This is a genomic window from Ensifer sp. ENS08, from assembly GCF_014852195.1.
Classification (GTDB): domain Bacteria; phylum Pseudomonadota; class Alphaproteobacteria; order Rhizobiales; family Rhizobiaceae; genus Ensifer; species Ensifer adhaerens.
Map to the genome: position 1 here is coordinate 44,235 of NZ_JACVBF010000003.1, position 19,243 is coordinate 63,477.

Annotated in this window: 16 protein-coding genes and 3 tRNA genes; 10 read left to right on the forward strand and 9 right to left on the reverse strand. The window is 60.9% G+C overall.

From position 1 onward, the window contains the following. Positions 1–688: 688 nt before the first annotated feature. Together IB272_RS10180 and IB272_RS10185 are read left to right on the forward strand one after the other, a co-directional pair. The gene (locus tag IB272_RS10180) at positions 689–4,486 is read left to right on the forward strand and encodes a vitamin B12-dependent ribonucleotide reductase (RefSeq protein WP_089045908.1); all 3,798 of its coding nucleotides are present in this window, start codon (positions 689–691) and stop codon (positions 4,484–4,486) included. Between the two features lie 130 nt (positions 4,487–4,616). After that, on the forward strand, positions 4,617–5,045 hold the full coding sequence (locus IB272_RS10185; RefSeq protein WP_134886996.1) for a GNAT family N-acetyltransferase: 429 nt from the start codon (positions 4,617–4,619) through the stop codon (positions 5,043–5,045). Between the two features lie 137 nt (positions 5,046–5,182). Here IB272_RS10185 and IB272_RS10190 read toward each other — a convergent pair whose 3' ends face one another. After that, positions 5,183–7,531: an ethanolamine ammonia-lyase gene (locus tag IB272_RS10190; RefSeq protein WP_192444380.1), complete on the reverse strand. Its 2,349-nt coding sequence runs from the start codon at positions 7,529–7,531 to the stop codon at positions 5,183–5,185. Between the two features lie 161 nt (positions 7,532–7,692). Then, a complete protein-coding gene (adhP, locus tag IB272_RS10195) occupies positions 7,693–8,718 on the reverse strand; it encodes an alcohol dehydrogenase AdhP (protein ID WP_034791206.1) in 1,026 nt (341 codons plus the stop codon). Between the two features lie 377 nt (positions 8,719–9,095). On the opposite strand from adhP, the gene IB272_RS10200 reads away from it, so the two are divergent. Then, positions 9,096–9,171 (forward strand) — tRNA-Ala (locus tag IB272_RS10200). A gap of 153 nt (positions 9,172–9,324) precedes the next feature. On the opposite strand, the gene IB272_RS10205 is transcribed toward IB272_RS10200, so the two are convergent. Then, positions 9,325–9,918, reverse strand: a complete 594-nt coding sequence (locus IB272_RS10205) for a hypothetical protein (RefSeq protein WP_060582150.1) — start codon at positions 9,916–9,918, stop codon at positions 9,325–9,327. Positions 9,919–10,044: 126 nt separating this feature from the next. Continuing rightward, positions 10,045–10,677 carry a hypothetical protein gene (locus IB272_RS10210; protein ID WP_060517113.1) on the reverse strand — a complete coding sequence of 211 codons (633 nt, stop codon included), beginning with the start codon at positions 10,675–10,677 and terminating at the stop codon, positions 10,045–10,047. 323 nt (positions 10,678–11,000) lie between these two features. Between IB272_RS10210 and IB272_RS10215 the strand changes: the two genes are divergently transcribed. Both IB272_RS10215 and lexA read left to right on the forward strand, forming a co-directional pair. Then, on the forward strand, positions 11,001–11,297 hold the full coding sequence (locus IB272_RS10215) for a hypothetical protein (protein ID WP_034791202.1): 297 nt from the start codon (positions 11,001–11,003) through the stop codon (positions 11,295–11,297). A 236-nt stretch (positions 11,298–11,533) separates the two neighbouring features. Beyond that, entirely contained in the window at positions 11,534–12,256 is a 723-nt protein-coding gene (gene lexA / locus IB272_RS10220) for a transcriptional repressor LexA (RefSeq protein ID WP_034791199.1), read from the forward strand. Positions 12,257–12,344: 88 nt separating this feature from the next. Here the strand turns inward: lexA and IB272_RS10225 are convergent, their stop codons facing one another. The 4 genes from IB272_RS10225 to IB272_RS10240 all read right to left on the reverse strand — a co-directional run bounded on the left by IB272_RS10225 (position 12,345) and on the right by IB272_RS10240 (position 14,359). After that, positions 12,345–12,677 (reverse strand): hypothetical protein, encoded by a 333-nt coding sequence (locus IB272_RS10225; protein WP_089045904.1) that lies wholly within the window; start codon positions 12,675–12,677, stop codon positions 12,345–12,347. Positions 12,678–12,883: 206 nt separating this feature from the next. After that, positions 12,884–12,957 (reverse strand) — tRNA-Cys (locus IB272_RS10230). A gap of 152 nt (positions 12,958–13,109) precedes the next feature. After that, positions 13,110–13,844: a thermonuclease family protein gene (locus IB272_RS10235; RefSeq protein ID WP_192444381.1), complete on the reverse strand. Its 735-nt coding sequence runs from the start codon at positions 13,842–13,844 to the stop codon at positions 13,110–13,112. Positions 13,845–14,065: 221 nt separating this feature from the next. Further along, positions 14,066–14,359 carry a hypothetical protein gene (locus IB272_RS10240; protein ID WP_034791391.1) on the reverse strand — a complete coding sequence of 98 codons (294 nt, stop codon included), beginning with the start codon at positions 14,357–14,359 and terminating at the stop codon, positions 14,066–14,068. A gap of 159 nt (positions 14,360–14,518) precedes the next feature. Between IB272_RS10240 and IB272_RS10245 the strand changes: the two genes are divergently transcribed. The 5 genes from IB272_RS10245 (at position 14,519) to IB272_RS10265 (ending at position 18,257) form a co-directional block, all read left to right on the forward strand. Beyond that, positions 14,519–14,593 (forward strand) — tRNA-Asn (locus tag IB272_RS10245). Positions 14,594–14,691: 98 nt separating this feature from the next. Further along, positions 14,692–16,155, forward strand: a complete 1,464-nt coding sequence (locus IB272_RS10250; protein ID WP_060517109.1) for a deoxyribodipyrimidine photo-lyase — start codon at positions 14,692–14,694, stop codon at positions 16,153–16,155. An 85-nt stretch (positions 16,156–16,240) separates the two neighbouring features. Then, a complete protein-coding gene (locus IB272_RS10255) occupies positions 16,241–17,494 on the forward strand; it encodes a cyclopropane-fatty-acyl-phospholipid synthase family protein (RefSeq protein WP_113544639.1) in 1,254 nt (417 codons plus the stop codon). A gap of 78 nt (positions 17,495–17,572) precedes the next feature. Then, complete coding sequence (locus IB272_RS10260) at positions 17,573–17,944, forward strand: SMR family transporter (protein WP_060517105.1); 372 nt, start codon at positions 17,573–17,575, stop codon at positions 17,942–17,944. After that, the gene (locus IB272_RS10265; RefSeq protein ID WP_060517103.1) at positions 17,931–18,257 is read left to right on the forward strand and encodes an SMR family transporter; all 327 of its coding nucleotides are present in this window, start codon (positions 17,931–17,933) and stop codon (positions 18,255–18,257) included. Before IB272_RS10260 ends, IB272_RS10265 begins: the two co-directional genes overlap by 14 nt. Here IB272_RS10265 and IB272_RS10270 read toward each other — a convergent pair. Continuing rightward, positions 18,245–19,087: an SDR family NAD(P)-dependent oxidoreductase gene (locus IB272_RS10270; protein WP_192444382.1), complete on the reverse strand. Its 843-nt coding sequence runs from the start codon at positions 19,085–19,087 to the stop codon at positions 18,245–18,247. The genes IB272_RS10265 and IB272_RS10270 overlap by 13 nt on opposite strands. Positions 19,088–19,243 lie beyond the last annotated feature (156 nt).

Genomic DNA, 19,243 nt, shown 5'->3' on the forward strand with positions numbered 1-19,243 from the left:
GCGTTGATGTTCAGGCGTGCCGAGGCCGCGCCGACGTCGGCTGCGAACCAAATGCCGGTGCTTACGGGACCGCCAAAAAAACGAATCACTGCCCCACCCCATATCGCTTTCACCGATGCAACCGAGCCTGCCGTAAGGGACACTTTTTATGCGGGTTTTTACCCGTCAAAATTTCGATTGCGTGCCGACCGTTGCGTCAGTCTCACAGGCAACCTCCGGAAGTGCCTGATTTTCATGGCGTTGACCGATGTCCCCGTTTTCCACAGCCGGTCCACACAACATCTAGGGCTCAAACTTCCGTCACAAACCACCCCTTGACGCCTCCGGACGATTCACGGTTAATGGATTTCACGTTGCAACGGCGGCGGACCGGATTGTTCAAGTCCCGGTTCCTCTCCCCAAATCGGCGGTTCTGAAAGGCGGCAGTCATGGATTTCACCATGGGGTCGCCCTGAGGATTTCTGTGCGATTTTTCGGGTCCACCGGGGCAATATTTGGCTGGCATCAAGAAGTTGTTGATACTATATTTAGTATTTGCAGACAGCCTATCTCACAAGATACAGGGTCACCCAGTTATGGGTTTCTCTCCAAGGACGGAAGCTGAGACTGGCTGCGGGATGCTCCTCGCGGCCGGGCGGGGACAATTGCGCCTGTGGCGGGCGCTAGGCAACACGAAGGACCAGGGACAATGAAGATCGAACGTCGTTTCACAAAAGCCGGGCAATCCGCCTATGCGGAGATCGAATTCCGCAAGGCTACGAGTGAAATCAAGAACCCCGATGGTTCGATCGTTTTCCGCCTTGCCGATATCGACGTGCCGGCTCAGTTCAGCCAGGTTGCAGCCGACATTCTCGCCCAGAAGTATTTCCGCAAGGCCGGCGTTCCCGCCAAGATGAAGCGCGTCGAGGAGAACGATGTCCCCTCCTTCCTCTGGCGCGCGGTTCCCGACACGGATGCGCTGAAGGCGCTGCCGAAGGATGAGCAGTACGGTTCCGAAACCGATGCCCGTCAGGTCTTCGATCGCCTGGCCGGCACTTGGGCCTATTGGGGCTGGAAGGGCGGCTACTTCGACACCGAGGAAGACGCTTCGGCCTTCCAGGACGAACTTGCCTACATGCTCGCCACCCAGCGCGTCGCGCCGAACTCGCCGCAATGGTTCAACACCGGCCTCCACTGGGCCTATGGCATCGACGGCCCCGGCCAGGGCCACTTCTATGTCGACCCCTTTACCGGCAAGCTGACCAAGTCCAAGTCGGCCTATGAGCATCCGCAACCGCATGCGTGCTTCATCCAGTCGGTCGGTGACGATCTCGTCAACGAAGGCGGCATCATGGATCTGTGGGTGCGTGAAGCGCGCCTGTTCAAGTACGGTTCTGGCACCGGCTCCAACTTCTCTTATCTGCGCAGCGAAGGCGAAAAGCTCTCGGGCGGCGGCAAATCCTCCGGCCTGATGTCGTTCCTGAAGATCGGCGACCGTGCTGCCGGTGCCATCAAGTCGGGCGGCACCACCCGCCGCGCCGCCAAGATGGTCGTCGTCGACATCGACCATCCGGATATCGAGGAATACATCAACTGGAAGGTCAAGGAAGAGCAGAAGGTTGCCGCCCTCGTCACCGGTTCCAAGGTCGTCGCCAAGCATCTGAAGGCGATCATGAAGGCCTGCGTCAACTGCGAAGGCACCGACGACGCCTGCTATGACCCGAAGCAGAACCCGGCGCTGAAGCGCGAGATCCGCGCCGCCAAGCAGGCGCTGGTTCCGGAAAACTATGTCCAGCGCGTTATCCAGTTCGCGAAGCAAGGCTACAAGGACCTTGAGTTCAAGACCTACGACACCGACTGGGATTCGGAAGCCTACCTCACGGTTTCGGGCCAGAACTCCAACAACTCGGTCTCGATCAAGGACGACTTCCTGCGCGCCGTCGAAGCCGATGGCGACTGGCACCTGACCGCCCGCAAGGACGGCCGCGTCATGAAGACGCTGAAGGCACGCGACCTCTGGGAATCGATTTCCTACGCCGCCTGGGCGTCGGCCGATCCGGGCCTGCACTTCAACACGACCATGAACGACTGGCACACGAGCCCCGCTGCCGGCCCGATCCGCGCATCGAACCCGTGCTCGGAATACATGTTCCTCGACGACACCGCCTGCAACCTCGCCTCCCTGAACCTGATGATGTTCAAGGACGCGGCGACCAAGCGCATCAACATCGCAGACTACGAGCACGCCGTCCGCCTGTGGACGATCGTTCTCGAAGTCTCGGTCATGATGGCGCAGTTCCCGTCCCGCGAGATTGCCGAGCTTTCCTATGAATACCGCACGCTCGGCCTTGGCTACGCCAACATCGGCGGCCTCTTGATGTCCTCGGGCATTCCCTATGACTCGACCGAAGGCCGCGCCATCGCCGGTGCGCTGACGGCGATCATGACCGGTGTCTCCTATGCCACCTCGGCCGAGATGGCCGAAAAGCTCGGTCCGTTCCCGGGCTTTGCGCCAAACCGCGACAACATGCTGCGCGTCATCCGCAACCATCGCCGCGCCGCCTATGGCGAGACGACCGGTTACGAAGCGCTTTCGGTCAACCCGGTCGCGCTCATCCATGCCGACAATCCGGACCAGGACCTCGTCATCCACGCCATGAGCGCCTGGGACAAGGCACTGGAACTCGGCGAAAAGCACGGCTATCGCAACGCCCAGGCAACGGTTATCGCGCCGACCGGCACGATCGGCCTCGTCATGGACTGCGACACGACCGGCATCGAACCTGACTTCGCGCTGGTCAAGTTCAAGAAGCTCGCCGGCGGCGGCTACTTCAAGATCATCAACCGCGCCGTTCCGGAAGCGCTGCGCTCTCTCGGCTACAGCGAAAGCCAGATCGCCGAAATCGAAGCTTACGCAGTCGGTCACGGCAACCTGAACCAGGCTCCGGCGATCAACCCGTCGACGCTGAAGGCCAAGGGCTTCACCGACGAGAAGGTGGAAGCCGTCAACGCCGCCCTGAAGTCCGCTTTCGACATCAAGTTCGTCTTCAACCAGTGGACGCTCGGCGCCGACTTCCTCAAGGGCACGCTGAAGGTCTCCGACGAACAGCTCGCTGCGATGGACTTCAACCTGCTCGACCACATGGGCTTCTCCAAGAAGGACATCGAAGCGGCGAACATTCACGTCTGCGGCGCGATGACACTCGAAGGTGCACCGTTCCTGAAGAACGAGCACCTGCCCGTCTTCGATTGCGCCAACCCCTGCGGCAAGATCGGCAAGCGTTATCTCTCGGTCGAAAGCCACATCCGCATGATGGCGGCCGCCCAGCCGTTCATCTCGGGCGCGATCTCCAAGACGATCAACATGCCGAACGAGGCGACCGTCGAGGACTGCAAGAACGCCTACATGCTTTCGTGGAAGCTGGCGCTGAAGGCAAACGCGCTCTACCGTGACGGCTCCAAGCTGTCGCAGCCGCTGAACGCCTCGCTGATCGAGGACGACAAGGACGAGGATGCACTGGAGGATCTGATCCAGGCGCCCGCCGCCGCCCAGGCTGTCACCATCACCGAGAAGATCGTCGAGCGCGTCATCGAGAAGGTGATCCGCGCCCGCGAAAAGCTGCCGAACCGCCGCCAGGGCTACACCCAGAAGGCCGTCGTCGGTGGTCACAAGGTGTATCTGCGCACCGGCGAATTCGGTGACGGCCGCCTCGGCGAGATCTTCATCGACATGCACAAGGAAGGGGCCGCCTTCCGTGCGATGATGAACAACTTTGCCATCGCCATCTCGCTCGGCCTGCAGTACGGCGTGCCGCTCGAAGAATATGTGGAGGCCTTCACCTTCACCAAGTTCGAGCCGGCCGGCATGGTCCAGGGCAACGACGCGATCAAGAACGCGACGTCGATCCTCGACTACGTCTTCCGCGAACTGGCGGTTTCCTATCTCGGCCGTCACGACCTCGCCCATGTCGACACGTCAGACTTCGGCAACACCGCGCTCGGCAAGGGCATTCAGGAAGGCAAGACCAACCTGATCTCGACCGGCTGGACCCGCGGCTACAAGCCGACGATCGTCGGCGGCACCGGTGACCGGGCCTCCAGCGAGCCGAAGGGCTCGTCGACGGCAGCCCCTGCCCGCGCCTCCTCTGGCGCAACCGTAACGGCGATCGCCGGAAACACGGTGCGCAAGATCGAGACGACGACGGCGATCGCAACCTCCGAAATCGTCGCCTTCAAGCGCGACTATGAAGAGCGCGCTGCTGAACTGGCAGAAGAGATCGCCGACGAAGTCGAGCAGGAAGTAACCGCCCTCTTCTCCGACAAGGCGGCCGCCGAAGCGGCATCGGCCAAGTCGGACGCCAAGAAGGTGGAAGCTGAGCGCCGCGCCCGCTCGATCATGCAGGGCTACACCGGCAACATGTGCACCGAATGCCAAAACTTCACGATGGTGCGCAACGGTACCTGCGAGAAGTGCGACACCTGCGGCGCGACGAGCGGCTGCAGCTAAGCGGCCCGTCGTCGTTGATGACGACGACCACCACCATCAGTGCCAACCCGAGATTTTCCTCGGGTTGGATTTCTTTAGAGAACAAAACGAGAATTTATAGACCGAACCACCATTCGACCAAGTTCCCATCATGCTCACCCCGATCATAGACATCCTTCTCGAAGACCCCAGTCAGAATGACCTCAGCGGCATCGTTGCGCCGCTGGATGCCTATAACGATGCCCATAGCGGCATGGTCGATCTGCCCGGTTTTGCCATCGTGCTTCGCGATCCGGAGACGAAAGTCGCGACGGGCGGGCTCTATGCGACGGATGGCTATGGCTGGGCCTTTATCCGTTACCTTGCCGTCCCTGATGAGTACCGCGGCCAGGGCCTTGGCCGGCGCCTTGTCGAAGAAGCGGAGACGATCGCGCGCCAGCGCGGCTATGTCGGCCTTTGGCTCGACACCTTCGAATTCCAGGCCAGGCCCTTTTATGAAAAACTCGGCTTCGAAGTTTTCGGCGAGCTTGAAGGTGGTGATGGGGCGATTGCGCGCTACTTTCTAAAGAAGCGATTCTGACGCCGGAAAGCCACGATCCGAAGAAGCAACCGCGCTTTGGGGGCCCGAAAGCGAGAGTATGCGGCTGCCCCAACGGTATACACGGCCCGACGCTTATTCCGGACGGACGCCCTTGTTGCCCTGTAGCGCGTTTGTGGTCACCCGAATCGCCGGCTGCCGTTTACGTCCTTGCCGATGATCTCCCGGATAATGGTCAGGGTTTCCTTCGCCGCCTCCCTGGGTGCGAGTGCGGTATCGGCGACGTTGCTGACCAGCTTCGTCATATCGTGATCGATATCCTTCTCAGCCCAACGCTTGCCCTTCGCAACCGTGATGTAGACCGAGTAGGCGTGGTGCATGGTTCCGGGCCGCTCGCCGATGATGTGGAGAATTCCGCGAAACGTGTTGGGATCGGCGTCGGCAAACAGCATCTCGCCAATCCGGTAGCCGGCCCGCACTCTGCCGCTGGTGACCAGGATATTCTTGTCGCTCACCGACACGCCGGCATCGCCGAGCAGCCTGCGCATCTCCTCCAGGTAGGGCGAAAGATGGCCGTCATCCATGATGGCCTTGGCGTTCAGACCATCTGAGATGACAATCTGGCCCTTGGGCATATCGCCTTTCCAGGACGTCCTGATCGCGTCAATCGCCCTGATTGAGTCCGGGCTCAGCGTTTCACCGGTCGTCGGATGCGCGATGTAGTCGTTCCGGTCCTTGGACAGGGTGCGAACCGGAACGACGCTGGGCACTGCCGCTATGAACTCCGGCGTAAGCTCGGCCCAAAGAGAGAGTTTGGCGTCGTCATAAAGACCCCTCACTTTCGTCGCGAGCGACGGGTTGAGATCCCATATCTTCTCACCGTGGCCCGTGGCCAGGTCGACGCCTCTTGCCTCGACCTCCGTCATCATCCGCCTGCCCTCGGCGTAAACGGCGTCCTTGGAGCGCTTGTCCCCCTTGGCGAGGCGGTACTGATAATAGACCCAAAGAGGATCGCCGTATTTTGACGTGTAGCTGTTGTCCTTGCCGACAATTCCAAGGCGTTTGTAGAAATCCCACATCGCATCGTTGACCTTGAAGCCGAACTTATCCCTCACGCGTACGTGGTCCTGAAATGCGGTCGTGAGATAGCTCAACATCGGGTCGTTCTTGGTCGGCAGAGCAATCAGATAGGCCGGATTGGCCGGCATGATCTGATCCTGGCACCAATCCAGATCGTCCAGGCTGACGGTCATGTGCAGGGTCGTGCATATATCGAGACCGATGGTCAGCCCATGGAGCTTGCCCATGACCATGTCCTCGAGGCAGCACCGAACGAGTTGTTCTCGGCTCTTGAAGACCTCCGGCCCAATGAAGCCGGCGACGTCGTTGACATGCAGCCATGCGCCTTTCGGCTGCACTTTCGCAAGCTCCATGCCGACAGCCCGGCTGAACCCGTACTTCCGGGACTCAAGCACCATCATGTCGACGCCGTTTGCCGCGCCGTTGGTGAATTCCGAGCCCTGTCCGGTTTCGAAGTAAAGGCCGTACCGCTCCCCTGCCTTGGCGCGCGCATATTTCAGGATCTTCTCATTGGTGATGTCGAAGATCTTGTTGCAATCATCCGTACCGGCAAGGCTCTGGAACACGGTGGAAACTGTGCCGGGGAAGTCTTCGCTTACCTCACCTTGGACGTCGATGTGAGCGAGCACGCACCACGGAATGACGTCGACCAGCTTGAACGTATCCACGATGTCCTTGAGCGCCCGCTCCACCGTGACGACGCTGTCGACGGTGCTGTCCACCGGGTTGGTGCCGATGACGATGTCGCCGGTCGCATAGGAAAACGCATCGAAGACCTGCCACATGATGTCATCGGGGTGGTCGGTCGGCGAATTCGGCTGGATTCGTGCGCCCATGTATCCCTTGGCCCCCAACTTGGTGCCGGGCATGACATTGAAAATCTTCTGGCTGACGGCCACCAGCTCTTCATTGCTCATCAGCTTCGGCACGCAGCCGATGGTATCGCTGGTCAGGCCATGCATGACGCCTTTGATCTCATCTTCCGATTTGGTCAGAAGAAATTCCTTCAGCTGGCCCATCGTCCAGTCTTTCAGCTTTTCTTGTTGAGCCCTGTCGGTGGTCTGCCAAATCAGTCGTTGCAGATCGTCCTCAAACAGCGGGTGCTGATCGAGGTCTGCGATCTTCGTTCTTGCCAGGAGGGCTCGGGCGTTCGTTCGGGACGTATCATTTTCCGCAGCCACAGCGATCGTCTGGTCTCCTTCCTTGAACGCATTCGCGCATCCCAGAACTTGCCGATAGGTCGTCTCGTCAAAGCCGCCCTTGATCCTGCTGATATAGGCAAAGATGTCCTCATCCTGCTTCACGTCGTCGATCACGAGGTTGCTTGGGCCTGGCGCGGCACGGGCAGCATGACTGTAGGCTGTAAGCGTGGCCGCCGCAGTTCCCGCCACCAGCAGGAGATCGCGCCTGGACAGTGCATGCTGGTCTGAGAACATGCCTTTGCTCATTGCCATTTCCTTTCTGCAAAAGGTCTATCGGCATCTCGCCCGACGGCCCTCTGGTGACCGGCGATCTAAGGAAGGCGCATAAGAGTAAATGCTCGACACGTGTCCCTTGGGCATCGACACGGACCCGGCGAGCCTCGACCAGCCGGGCCTGTCAAAGTCGATTACTGCAGGCTCATCACGATGCGACCGTCGATCTTCCCGGCTTCCATGCGGCGGAAGATCTCATTGATATTCTCGAGGCTATCCCACGAAAAATGCGGCGCGACTTTGCCTTCAGCGGCGAACTGGAGCGACTCTTCCAGGTCTTGGCGGGTGCCGACGATCGATCCACGCACGGTGATGCGCTTAAGAACAGTCTCAAAGACCGGCACCGAGATCATACCTGGGGGCAGGCCGACGAGCGCCATGGTGCCGCGCGAACGCAGGAAACCGAACGCCTGTTCCATCGCCGCGGGCGAGACTGCAGTCACAAGCGCTCCATGCACGCCGCCGGTGGCCTTGATCACCTGCTCGACCGCATCCTTGGCCTTGCCGTTGACTGTCAGGTCGGCGCCCAATTGCTTTGCAAGTGCCAGCTTGTCGTCAAAGATGTCCGCCGCGACGACATGCATGCCCATCGCCTTTGCGTACTGCACGGCCATGTGGCCAAGCCCCCCGATGCCGGAGATGGCAACCCATTCACCGGGACGGACTTCCGTTTCCTTCAACCCCTTGTAAACGGTGACCCCGGCACACAGAACCGGCGCGGCAGGACCGAACTCCAGCCCATTGGGCAGGCTGCCAACGAAATCAGGATCCGCCAGGCCATATTCGGCGAACGTCCCGTTGACCGAGTATCCCGTGTTCGACTGGGCCGCACACAGCGTCTCCCAACCGGTGCGGCAATGCGGACAGTAGCCGCAGGCGCTGTGAAGCCAGGGAACGCCGACCCTGTCGCCCTCTTTCACTCTTTTGACACCGGCGCCGACCGCCGAGACATAGCCGACACCCTCGTGCCCGGGAATGAATGGTGGGCTGGGCTTCACCGGCCAGTCGCCATTTGCAGCATGGAGATCGGTATGGCAAACGCCCGTTGCTTCGTATTTCACCAGGATCTGTCCCGGCTGCGGCGTGGGCACTGCCACTTCCTCGATCGTCAGGGGCGCGCCGAATTGCCGAACGACGGCTGCCTTCATCGCCTGAGCCATTTGCCAATCCTCCTCCAATCGCCGGGCCACGGAGAGGTTTCTTATGGGAACAGTGGGCCGGCAGGGGCCTATCTCACATACGAAAATCGTGTAATTGGCTCGAGCATCATGGCGCTCACAGCCAGTGCCCGGACGTCATTTCCTGCTTGGCGTATACCGCCAACACTTCAACGCGGTTCACGTAGCGCCATCGTCAGGTTGCAGCGTAAACCCGCCGGCAGAGTTCGACAATGGGTGGAGTGCAGAAGCGGTTCAGAGACCGACCGCCTTCGGCGCCCGGCCGGATCGAACAACGCATATCGTGCAACCGCGTTCGAGCGGGCGCGCTGGCGCGCGTATTGACAGGATCGGCGCCGGTCGTGTTGACTGAATGCTACGGGGCCGTAGCTCAGTTGGGAGAGCGCCGCAATCGCACTGCGGAGGTCGAGGGTTCGACTCCCTTCGGCTCCACCAAAACGATCAGAAGGTGCCCGGTTGCCGAGGTATCGGAACAGCGGCTGATTTGTCATCAGCAGATCGCCAGTTCGAGTCTTTCCGGGGACACCACCATGCTAAGCCACCGTTCGGCCTTCGCGAAACGCTGCCCGATCCCGTGGCCACCTGTTTTCAGAGGCTGAACGGATCCCGCGCCGATCGCTTCTCGCTCGGTGCACTGAACGGGTCGGCTTTCTTCTCCTTGGACTTGCGGCCCTCGTCGGCGATGATCTCGTCGACCGCCCTCTGGCACTTCATCAACTCGTCGGCCGCCGGGCCGGTGCCGCGCAGGCTGAGATTTGCGATGACGCGATCTTCAAACGCGATGGCCAAGGCCCGCTTGCGCACGAAGCCCGTCAGGAACTCGGCGTCGGTGACGTTCACGAACAGAAACTTTCCGCTCGCATCACCGGCAGCGGTCGCCGAGGCGCTCCATGGATCGGTCTTGTCGAAGCGGAAGGTCAGGTCGTACTCTTTGCCGACCTCGAGCGACCTCCAGTCGTCGCTGGCGAAGCTCATATAGAGCGGCGACTCGGAGCCCTTGGGATAGAACCCAAGGCGCAAGGTGACCCCGCCGTCGAATACCGACGAGATGAAGCAGGAGCCCTCCATCGAGGTGTCGGAAGCAACGGTCCAGCCGTCGACATCCTTCCACTTGATGATTTCGGACTCCTCAGCCGCGGCCGATCCCGCGGCGATCAGACAGCTTACCAATCCGACCAGCAATCTACGCATGCAAAACCCCCGTTTGCCCGCATTTTGATAGGTCCCCGCATCGCTGTCGAGGGTGCCTAGCCGATCCCAGGCAATATTTTAGGAATATTCACCTCTCCGCGGCAAGCGGACTGCCCATCACATGGCGAAAGGATCTTTCGATGACTTGGTCTGGCCGCCGCCGGCAAAGGGATCGTTGTTCGGCGCATTGCCACCGGCGCCCGCAAAGGGATCGTTCGCCGCTCCCTGACCGCCATTCGGGATCAAGGCGCTCACCGCCTCCTGGCACTTGAACATCTCGCTTACCGCCTTCATCGAATCACGCAGGCTGAGGCTCGCGACGACGCGCCCCTCGAAGGCCAGCGCCAAGGTGTTCTTGCGAACGAATTCGGTAAAGAAGTCGGTGTTGGAAAAGTTGACGACAAGGGCCTTGGCGCCGGTCAGATCAACACCGAACGCAACGGCCGGCCACTGACGACCACGGTCGAGCTGCAAGGCAACATCGTATTCCCGCTGCGGCTCGATGGATTTCCATTCGGCATTGCCGATCGAAAGAAACGCCAGGTTCGTCGATCCCCGCGGATAAAAGCCGATACGAAGGATAGCGCCGGCGTCATAGCTCGTCGCCGCGTAACACGAGCCTCCCAGGGAAGGATCGGATCCCACCGTCCAGGCGTTGATCCGTTTCCAGATATTCGAACGCCCTTCTTCGGCAGACGCCGCTCCAGCCGTGAGCAACAGGCCGAGCACCACCAACGACAATCTATGCATGCAACCACCCCACTTTCCACGCAAAGTTATCTTTTTTTAGAGGCCTGTCGAGACGGTGAAGGCCCTTCCCCGCAGGGATTTTTGCGCGCCCCAGGCCCGATGCGAAAGCTGGCAGCTCCGATGCATTCTCCGCGCCGGTCCATGAAGAACGGCCGAGACGAGGTCGAGATGGAGCGGCTGGCGCAAATCAGCCACAGCCTGCGGGCAAAGAGCTGTTGAACATGGCAGAGTGATCGCCATGCTTGCTGGACTTCGGAACGAAAGCGCGGTTCACATCGTTTACCAACCCTTAGTCCCACCCCTTCATCAAGTGGACGATCACCGTGCTTGCCGCCCTGCTTCTCGCTTCGATAGTCGCATCGCCCAATATGCCTGACGTCAAGCTCAGTGCCGCGACGGTGGATGAACTCCAGACCGATTTCGAACGGGCCGTACCGTGCCATCAGATCGATGGACGCAATGTTTGGAAGGGCGCGCTCGCGTTCTACATCCAGTCCTTCGTTTATGACGGCGATACGCCCGTTGCGACCGATGCGGCCGACGCAGTGCTTCCGGAAGACAACAGCGCCGAGACGGTGAAGGAGTTCGAAGACGCCTGCTCGGCCTCGCAAGCGACTTAAGTCTCTCCGCGAAGAGAGCCGCGATTCGTTCGAATCACGCGCGCGACCGGCCTGCCCGGCGCTGTTTTGGGACGCAACCGTCGCCGAAAACCGCCCCGCTCCCGCAAAAGTGACCAATCGACCCCCACAGAAGCAGCCAATTGCCTGAATTCACGGAATTTTAGGCACTTGCGGAACACATATGGAACAGATAGTGTCTGTTCTTGATTTGTTTCACGCCTCTGGAGCGACGTGCCATGCTGACCCGCAAGCAACAGGAATTGCTTCTGTTCATCCACGAACGCATGAAGGAGTCGGGCGTACCGCCGTCTTTCGATGAAATGAAGGATGCGCTCGACCTGGCGTCGAAGTCCGGCATTCACCGTTTGATCACGGCGCTCGAAGAACGCGGGTTCATTCGCCGGTTGCCGAACCGGGCGCGCGCGCTCGAAGTCATCAAGCTTCCGGAAGCCTACGCCGCCGGCCAGCAACAGCCGCGCAGAGGCTTCTCGCCGAGCGTGATCGAGGGCAGCCTCGGAAAGCCGCCGGCCGCCGCTCCTGCCACGCCGAAGCCGGCGCCGGTCGCCGAAAGCACGTCTGTTTCCGTCCCGGTGATGGGCCGCATCGCTGCCGGCGTGCCGATCTCGGCGATCCAGAACAACACCCATGACATTACCGTTCCGCTCGACATGATCGGCAGCGGCGAGCATTACGCCCTCGAAGTAAAGGGCGATTCGATGATCGAGGCCGGCATCTTCGATGGCGACACGGTGATCATCCGCAACGGCAACTCGGCCAATCCCGGCGACATCATCGTGGCGCTCGTGGACGACGAGGAAGCGACGCTGAAGCGCTTCCGTCGCAAGGGCGCGTCGATTGCGCTCGAAGCGGCCAACCCCGCCTACGAGACGCGCATTTTCGGACCGGATCGCGTGAAAATCCAGGGCAAGCTCGTCGGGCTGATCCGCCGCTACCATTGAATTCCAGGCAGAACGCCGAATCAAAAGAGCCTCGCCACTGAAAGTGGCGAGGCTCTTTCCATTTAAGGCGACCTGAAATCCAGATCGCTTATTCGTGGATCGTGTATTCGCCGAGTTCGCAGAGATCCTGCGTGTCCTCGGTCGTATCGAGGGCCGAGCCTTCCTCGAATTCGAATCGCATGTCGTATTTGCAGACGTCCCGCCCGTCGGCAATGGTGATCTCCATGCTCTCGCCGGGGTTCAGGACCTGCCGACCGAAAACATCGTCTTCCCATTCATTGACGCCGACCGGCGACGTATAGAAATTCGTCAGTACCGCGCCGGTGTTGTTCTTCAGCTGGAAAACCAGGTCGTCCGCGCGCGCCTCCATAGCGGTCGCCGCAAAACACGCCAACGCCGTCAGGATCAGTCTCTTTTTCATTGATGCCATTGCCTCCGTTCTTAATGTTGACGGACGCTACCGATGCGGTTGATCTCAGCGGAGTCATCGTTCCCCCTCTACCGAATTCACCGAAGCGATAAGATCCGACGGAGGCATAGGAGACGTGGCTTGCGCGGACGTGTCGCGAATTTTACCGCGCTGCCCTAAGGCAGAACGCCAAACCAAATTTAACGAGGTGAGATTATTGGAGGCCTCGCCCGGAATTGAACCGGGGTACAAGGATTTGCAGTCCTCTGCGTCACCACTCCGCCACGAGGCCTCACAGCTCGGATAACCAAGCGTTGGCGCGGATTTAGAATGATTGCAGAAAAACCGCAAGAGGCATTTTCTGAAAAACGCGCCGTCGAATTGCAGGACGGATACTTTCCACAGAACGATCGACGATGTCCGCCGATCGTCTCCCAGCTGATCTCAGCACCAGGGCGTCGGGCGCCCTTCCCACGGCCGCACGAGCCCCTCGGAAACGAGTACACGTCCAAGAGATTGGTCACCGCGGGTGACCAGGCGCAGTTTCTCGCCGGCCTTGGCATCTGATCGCCCTCCCGCCGAGATCAGCCTGAAGTCGCCTGCATTCAGCAATTCGCGCAGGCGCTGCTTGGCGTAGAAGCCGCGCGAACGCTCCTTGTCGCAGCTTGCCTGGCGGATTCGCGGTGCATCGACATCGGCGACGCGGATCGTCTCGCCATGGAAGACGAAGGTCGCGCCATCGATCACGCAGTTGTCGTTGCGAATGCCGCAAAAATAGAACTGATCGGTACGGATGGATGCCGTCTTCACCTCTTCATTGGGCCGCACGAGAGGGGTTGGCGGCGTGACGCCGACATTCACCGACGGCACCGGGGCGGCCAGGACAACCTTCGTCGCCGGGTTGGGCTTCGGATTTGGTTTGTGCCTATCCGCCTGCTGCGCAACGCGCTCCTGCGCTTCAGGAACCGCGCGCTGAGGCTTCGGCTTCGTTTCCGATCGCGATGCAAGGGCCATGACATCCGAAACCACCGGCCAGTGCCGCAAATCGGCGCGATGGTCGTAGGCCATGACGCCGCCAAGGGTGAGCGCTGCGGCCAGATACCACGGCGCCATGCCGCCCTGTTTGCTGGTGCTTCGGCCCGAACTGCGGCGTCGACGTTTCGTAGTGGCTTTGGCCATCGGTCCCCATCCTGATTCGAGACCGCATTATGCGTTTGATGGGTTGCCGAAAAGTTTTCGAGGGCACCCCAACAGAGGGGAAGACCGCGAGGAACCGGTCATTCGCCTGCGCGGCCACGGCCCTTGTTGAGAGATTCGGAATTGGTACGGGACGGCCGCGAGGAACCGAAAACTGCCGACCGCCCTGCCTCGACAACAAGATCGTTAAATCGGCGTCCGGCTCAGGAGCCGTTCGAGGAGTTGGCCTTCCCGCGCCAGCGCGCCCACCAGACGGCCAGACGACGACGGCGGCGGCGAACCGAGGGAATGTCGTGGGAAAGCACGATCAGGCCCAACGGTATCATCCAGAAGCCCAGCACGGGCAGGAAACCGAGAAAACCGCAGAACACCAGCAGCGAACCCAGCAGGATGCGCAGCAGCGGAGAGTCGGGCAGCGCGATACGCCATTTGCCCAGCACGATCTGTCGTGTTTGCGGATCAATGCCGAAATGCGTCTGCTTCCTGTTTTTATTCATCATTCCCTATCCGGCGTGTTTTCCCACAATTGGGGACTTCTCCACAGCCTCGCAACGGAACTTGTCATTTTTTTTGAAAAAAGCGCTTGGCAAATCAGAAAAGCATGCGTATTAGCAGCCTCACTTCTGAAGCGCACAGCACAACAGCGGCGCGGATGATCCCTGGTAGCTCAGCGGTAGAGCATTCGACTGTTAATCGACAGGTCGCCGGTTCGAATCCGGCCCGGGGAGCCACTTTCTAAAAGAGCCATTTGCAGCGATGCGAATGGCTCTTTTTCATTTTGCACCTATGTTCTCCAGGTGATCAATCCCCAACCTCCCGATGGTTCTTCATGACAAAGGCCGCGGCGCCGCCCATCATCGTCTGGTTCCGCAAGGATCTCCGCCTGGCCGACAATCGCGCCCTCTCGGCTGCCGCCGGCGAGGCAGCCGTCATTCCCCTCTATATTCGCGAACCCGCCGACAGCGGCAACGGTCCGCTCGGGGCGGCGCAGGCGTGGTGGCTGCACCATTCGCTCGAGGCCTTGGGCGCAAGTCTCGCGCGGCACGCTTCTCGCCTCGTTCTTCGATCAGCCGCGCCGCTTGACGTGATTGTCGAGATTGCGCACGCAAGCGGTGCGGAGCGCATCTACTGGAACCGGCGCTACGACCCGAACGGCATCGCCACGGATACCGCGCTCAAGAAGGCGCTGGCCGAGCGGGGAATCATCGCGGAGAGCTTTGCAGGACAATTGCTGCATGAGCCCATGCGGCTGCTGACGACGACGGGCGGCCCCTACCGCGTGTTCACGCCGTTCTGGCGCGCGCTCGAACTGAAAAACGAGCTGGCACCGCCGATCGACCGGCCGCGCCATATCGCAGCCCCGGGAGCATGGCCGCGATCGGAACGCCTTGACGACTGGTCGCTGCTGCCGACGAAACCGGACTGGGCGGCGACATTCAGCGAGGTCTGGACGCCGGGCGAAGACGGTGCGGCCACCCGTCTCGAAGAATTCGTCGATGAGAAGCTCGACGCCTACAAACGCTGCCGCGACATTCCCGACGCGGATGGCACATCCCTGCTCTCGCCTCATCTCGCCTTTGGCGAAATTTCGCCGGCGCAGGCCTGGCATGCGGCAGCTGGGCCCCAGGCCGATAGCGGCGAAGGGGCGGCCACCTTCCGCAAGGAACTCGCCTGGCGCGAATTCTCCTATCATCTGCTGTTTCATTATCCTGAGCTTGGCCGCCGCAACCTCGACCGTCGATTCGACCGCTTCCATTGGCTGAACGACGAGGACGATTTTACTCGATGGACCAGCGGGCTCACCGGATATCCGATCGTCGATGCCGGCATGCGCCAGCTATGGCGCCACGGCTACATGCACAATCGCGTTCGCATGATTGTCGCCTCCTTTCTCATCAAGGACCTGCTCGTCGACTGGCGCAAGGGAGAAGCCTGGTTCCGTGACACGCTGGTCGACGCGGATCCGGCCAACAATGCCGCAAGCTGGCAATGGGTCGCCGGATCGGGCGCGGACGCCGCACCGTTCTTCCGCATCTTCAACCCGCTCCTGCAAGGGGAGAAATTCGATCCCGACGGTCTCTATGTGAAACGCTTCGTGCCGGAGCTGGAGCGCCTCCACCCGCGCTATGTCCATCGCCCCTTTGCAGCGCCCGCCACGACCCTTGCCGAAGCCGGCATCGAACTCGGCACGACCTACCCGAAACCGATCGTCGACCATGCCCTTGCCCGCGATCGGGCACTGGCAGCCTTCCGGCAGATCACAAGCGCACCGGGAGTTTCTGAAGAGACGTAGAGCCTCCGGTAGAATTCCTCAGTTGGCGTCCCGCCCGATTGCGGCTAGGCTCACGTTACGGATGCAACAGCTGAGGGGGTGGTGTATGCGTAACCTGGAAGCCGATTTTGCTGCATTTGCCGGTGCGGTGGAGCTATCTTCCGAAAATCTGGCGACGGCCGTGCGGGAATTTCCGCTCAAGGCGCGCATGGTGCTTGGCGCCCTGGTGCACCTTCAGGTGGGAACGTTGATGCTCGCCACGCCAGACGGCCGCAGGCTGGTGATCAAAGGCGCCAGGGCCGGCCCCAGCGCCATCCTCAACCTCAACAACTGGAACCTGCCGCAGCGTGCTATCTCGGGCGGCACCATCGGGGCTGCGGAAAGCTACATCGACGGCGACTGGGACAGTCCCGATGTCGGCGCCTTTCTCGAACTGTTCCTCGTCAATGCCGAAATCGGCAGGAATTTTCCGAACCGTGCGCGCGGGCTCCTGCGCCTTTTCGACAAGTTCCTGCACTGGCGCAATGCCAACACCCACTCCGGCGCGCGCCGCAACATCTCGGCCCATTACGACCTCGGCAACGCCTTCTACAGCGAATGGCTGGATCCGAGCATGACCTATTCGTCTGCGCTTTATGCAACGGGCGCCAATGATCTTCGCTCAGCGCAGAAAGCCAAATACCGCGCGCTCGCGGAAGCGACGAACCTGCGCACCGGCGATCATGTGCTTGAGATCGGCTGCGGCTGGGGCGGCTTTGCCGAATTTGCGGCAGCGGAAATCGGCTGCAAGGTCACGGGGCTGACGATCAGCCGCGAGCAACTGGCCTTCGCACGCGAACGCATGCAGCGTGCGGGCCTTGCCGACCGGGTCGAATTGAAGTTCCAGGACTATCGTGAAGAAAAGGGTACCTATGACCGCATCGTCTCGATCGAGATGTTCGAGGCCGTCGGCGAAAAATTCTGGGCAACCTATTTCTCGCAGCTGAAGCGGTGCCTGAAACCCGGGGGCAAGGCCGGACTGCAGATCATCACGATCAAGCCCGAATCCTACGAGGAGTATCGTTCCAATCCGGATTTCATCCAGAAATACGTCTTCCCGGGCGGCATGCTGCCAACGCGCGAGCATCTGGTCGAGCTTGGCCGCAATGTCGGCCTGCGGATGATCAACGACTTCGGCTTTGGCGTCGACTATGCCCGCACACTCGGCGAATGGCGGGAGCGGTTCTGGGCGGTCTGGAACAGGATCGAGCCGCTCGGCTTCGACCTGCGCTTCAAGCGGCTGTGGGAGTTCTACTTCTACTACTGCGAGGCCGGGTTCCGTGCCCGCAACATCGACGTCCGGCAGATCGTCTTCGAGTGAAGCGCACGGCGCGTCTTTACCGCGTCACCCGTAGCGCTTAAGAGGCGGTCGATCCAAGTTTCTGTTCAAAGGTACAGCATGCGTCTTGCATGGTTTTTCCTCGCGCTCGCCATCGCGACCGAAGTGGTGGGCCTGACGGTGATGAAGGCCGCTTCCGAAAGCGGCTCCTATCTCGGCCACATCGTCATGTATGTCTCGATCGCACTCTCCTACGTCTTCCTGGCAAAGGCGGTGAAGACGATATCGGTCGGCGTCGCCTATGCGATCTGGGAAGGTTCGGGCGTCGCCATCATCACCCTGGTTTCGGTTTTCGTCTTCGGCCATGTGCTGACCGGACGCGAAATGCTCGGGCTTTCGATGGCGATCGTCGGCATCCTGCTCGTCAATGCCGGCGAGTATCATGACGAGGACGAGGCAGCGCGTGAAGGAGCCGCCGATGAGCGCGCCTAGCATCTACTTCGTTCTCGCGGTCGTGGCCGGCATCCTCGATATTGCGGCCAACCTCGCCTCGACGAAATCGGAAGGGTTCGCCCGCCGCGGCTGGGGCATCCTTTCGATTCTGCTAGTGCTCGCCGCCTTTGCCTTCCTGGCGGAAGCCATCAAGGGCATGGAGCTCGCCATCGCCTATGCCGTACTTGGCGCAACCGGGATCTTCGGGACGGCCATCTGCGGCCGCTTGCTGTTCGGTCAGAAGCTGAAGCCGATCGGCTGGGTCGGACTGGCGCTCATCTTCGGCGCGGTGCTGGTGCTTCACACCGCCTGACGCGGGCGCCCGCCGGGTCCGGCACACTTCTGTCCTTCCATGGCCTCCGCCTTACCGCGGGTCAGCCAGTTCAGCAGGCGGAAATAGAGGCTGTAGGGCAGCAGGTCCATGAGCTTCACCGCGTAGGCAAACCGGCGTGGGAAGGCAATTTCGAACCTTCGCGACTTCAGGCCGGCAACGATGCGCCTTGCCGCCTCTTCACTGTTCACCGGCGCCGGTCGCAGAAAGCGAATGCGCGCGGTCCCGGGCGTATCGACGAAGCCGGGGCTGATGATCTGCAGCCGGACGCCGAGCCGGTCGAGATCGAACTTCAGGCTTTCCGCCATATTGATCAGCGCGGCCTTGGTGGCGCCATAGGCGGCACTGGTCGGCAGTCCGCCGTAGCCGGCCACCGACGAGACGATGGCGATGTGTCCGTACCCCTGCGTCTTCATGTGGTCCACCGCCGGCAAGAGACAGTTGACGACGCCGTTGAGGTTGACGGCAAAGCTCTTCTCGAAGGCCTCGCGGTGAAGCTCGTCTCCGCGCACCGGCAGCGCGACCCCGGCGTTCAGCACCACGAGCGAAAGGTGCCCGTGATCATATTCGATCGCCGCCATCACCCGCTCCATGTCGGCAGGGTCAGTGACATCGCCGTCGAGCACGGTGATCCGCCCTTCGCTTGCTGCTTCATGCTGCAGGTCCACGAGCCTGTCGTGGTTTCTCGCCGTCACGACGACGGAATAGCCTTCCCGCACCAGCGCGAGCGCCAGTGCCCGCCCGGTTCCCGAGCTTGCGCCCGTCACCCAAGCCAGTTTCTGTTCCGATTTCGTAGATTGAATACTCATCACTCACTCCTCGGCACGCGCCGGGAAACACGTACGCATCTCCTTCTGTGGGCGAAAAATGACTTGCCCGGCCCTTCTTCGCGGCAGCGCTCCTTGCCGCCGGCTCTCGCAGTCCCTGGAGACGATTTTTGTTCGGGACAGAGCGACGGCGAAACGCTA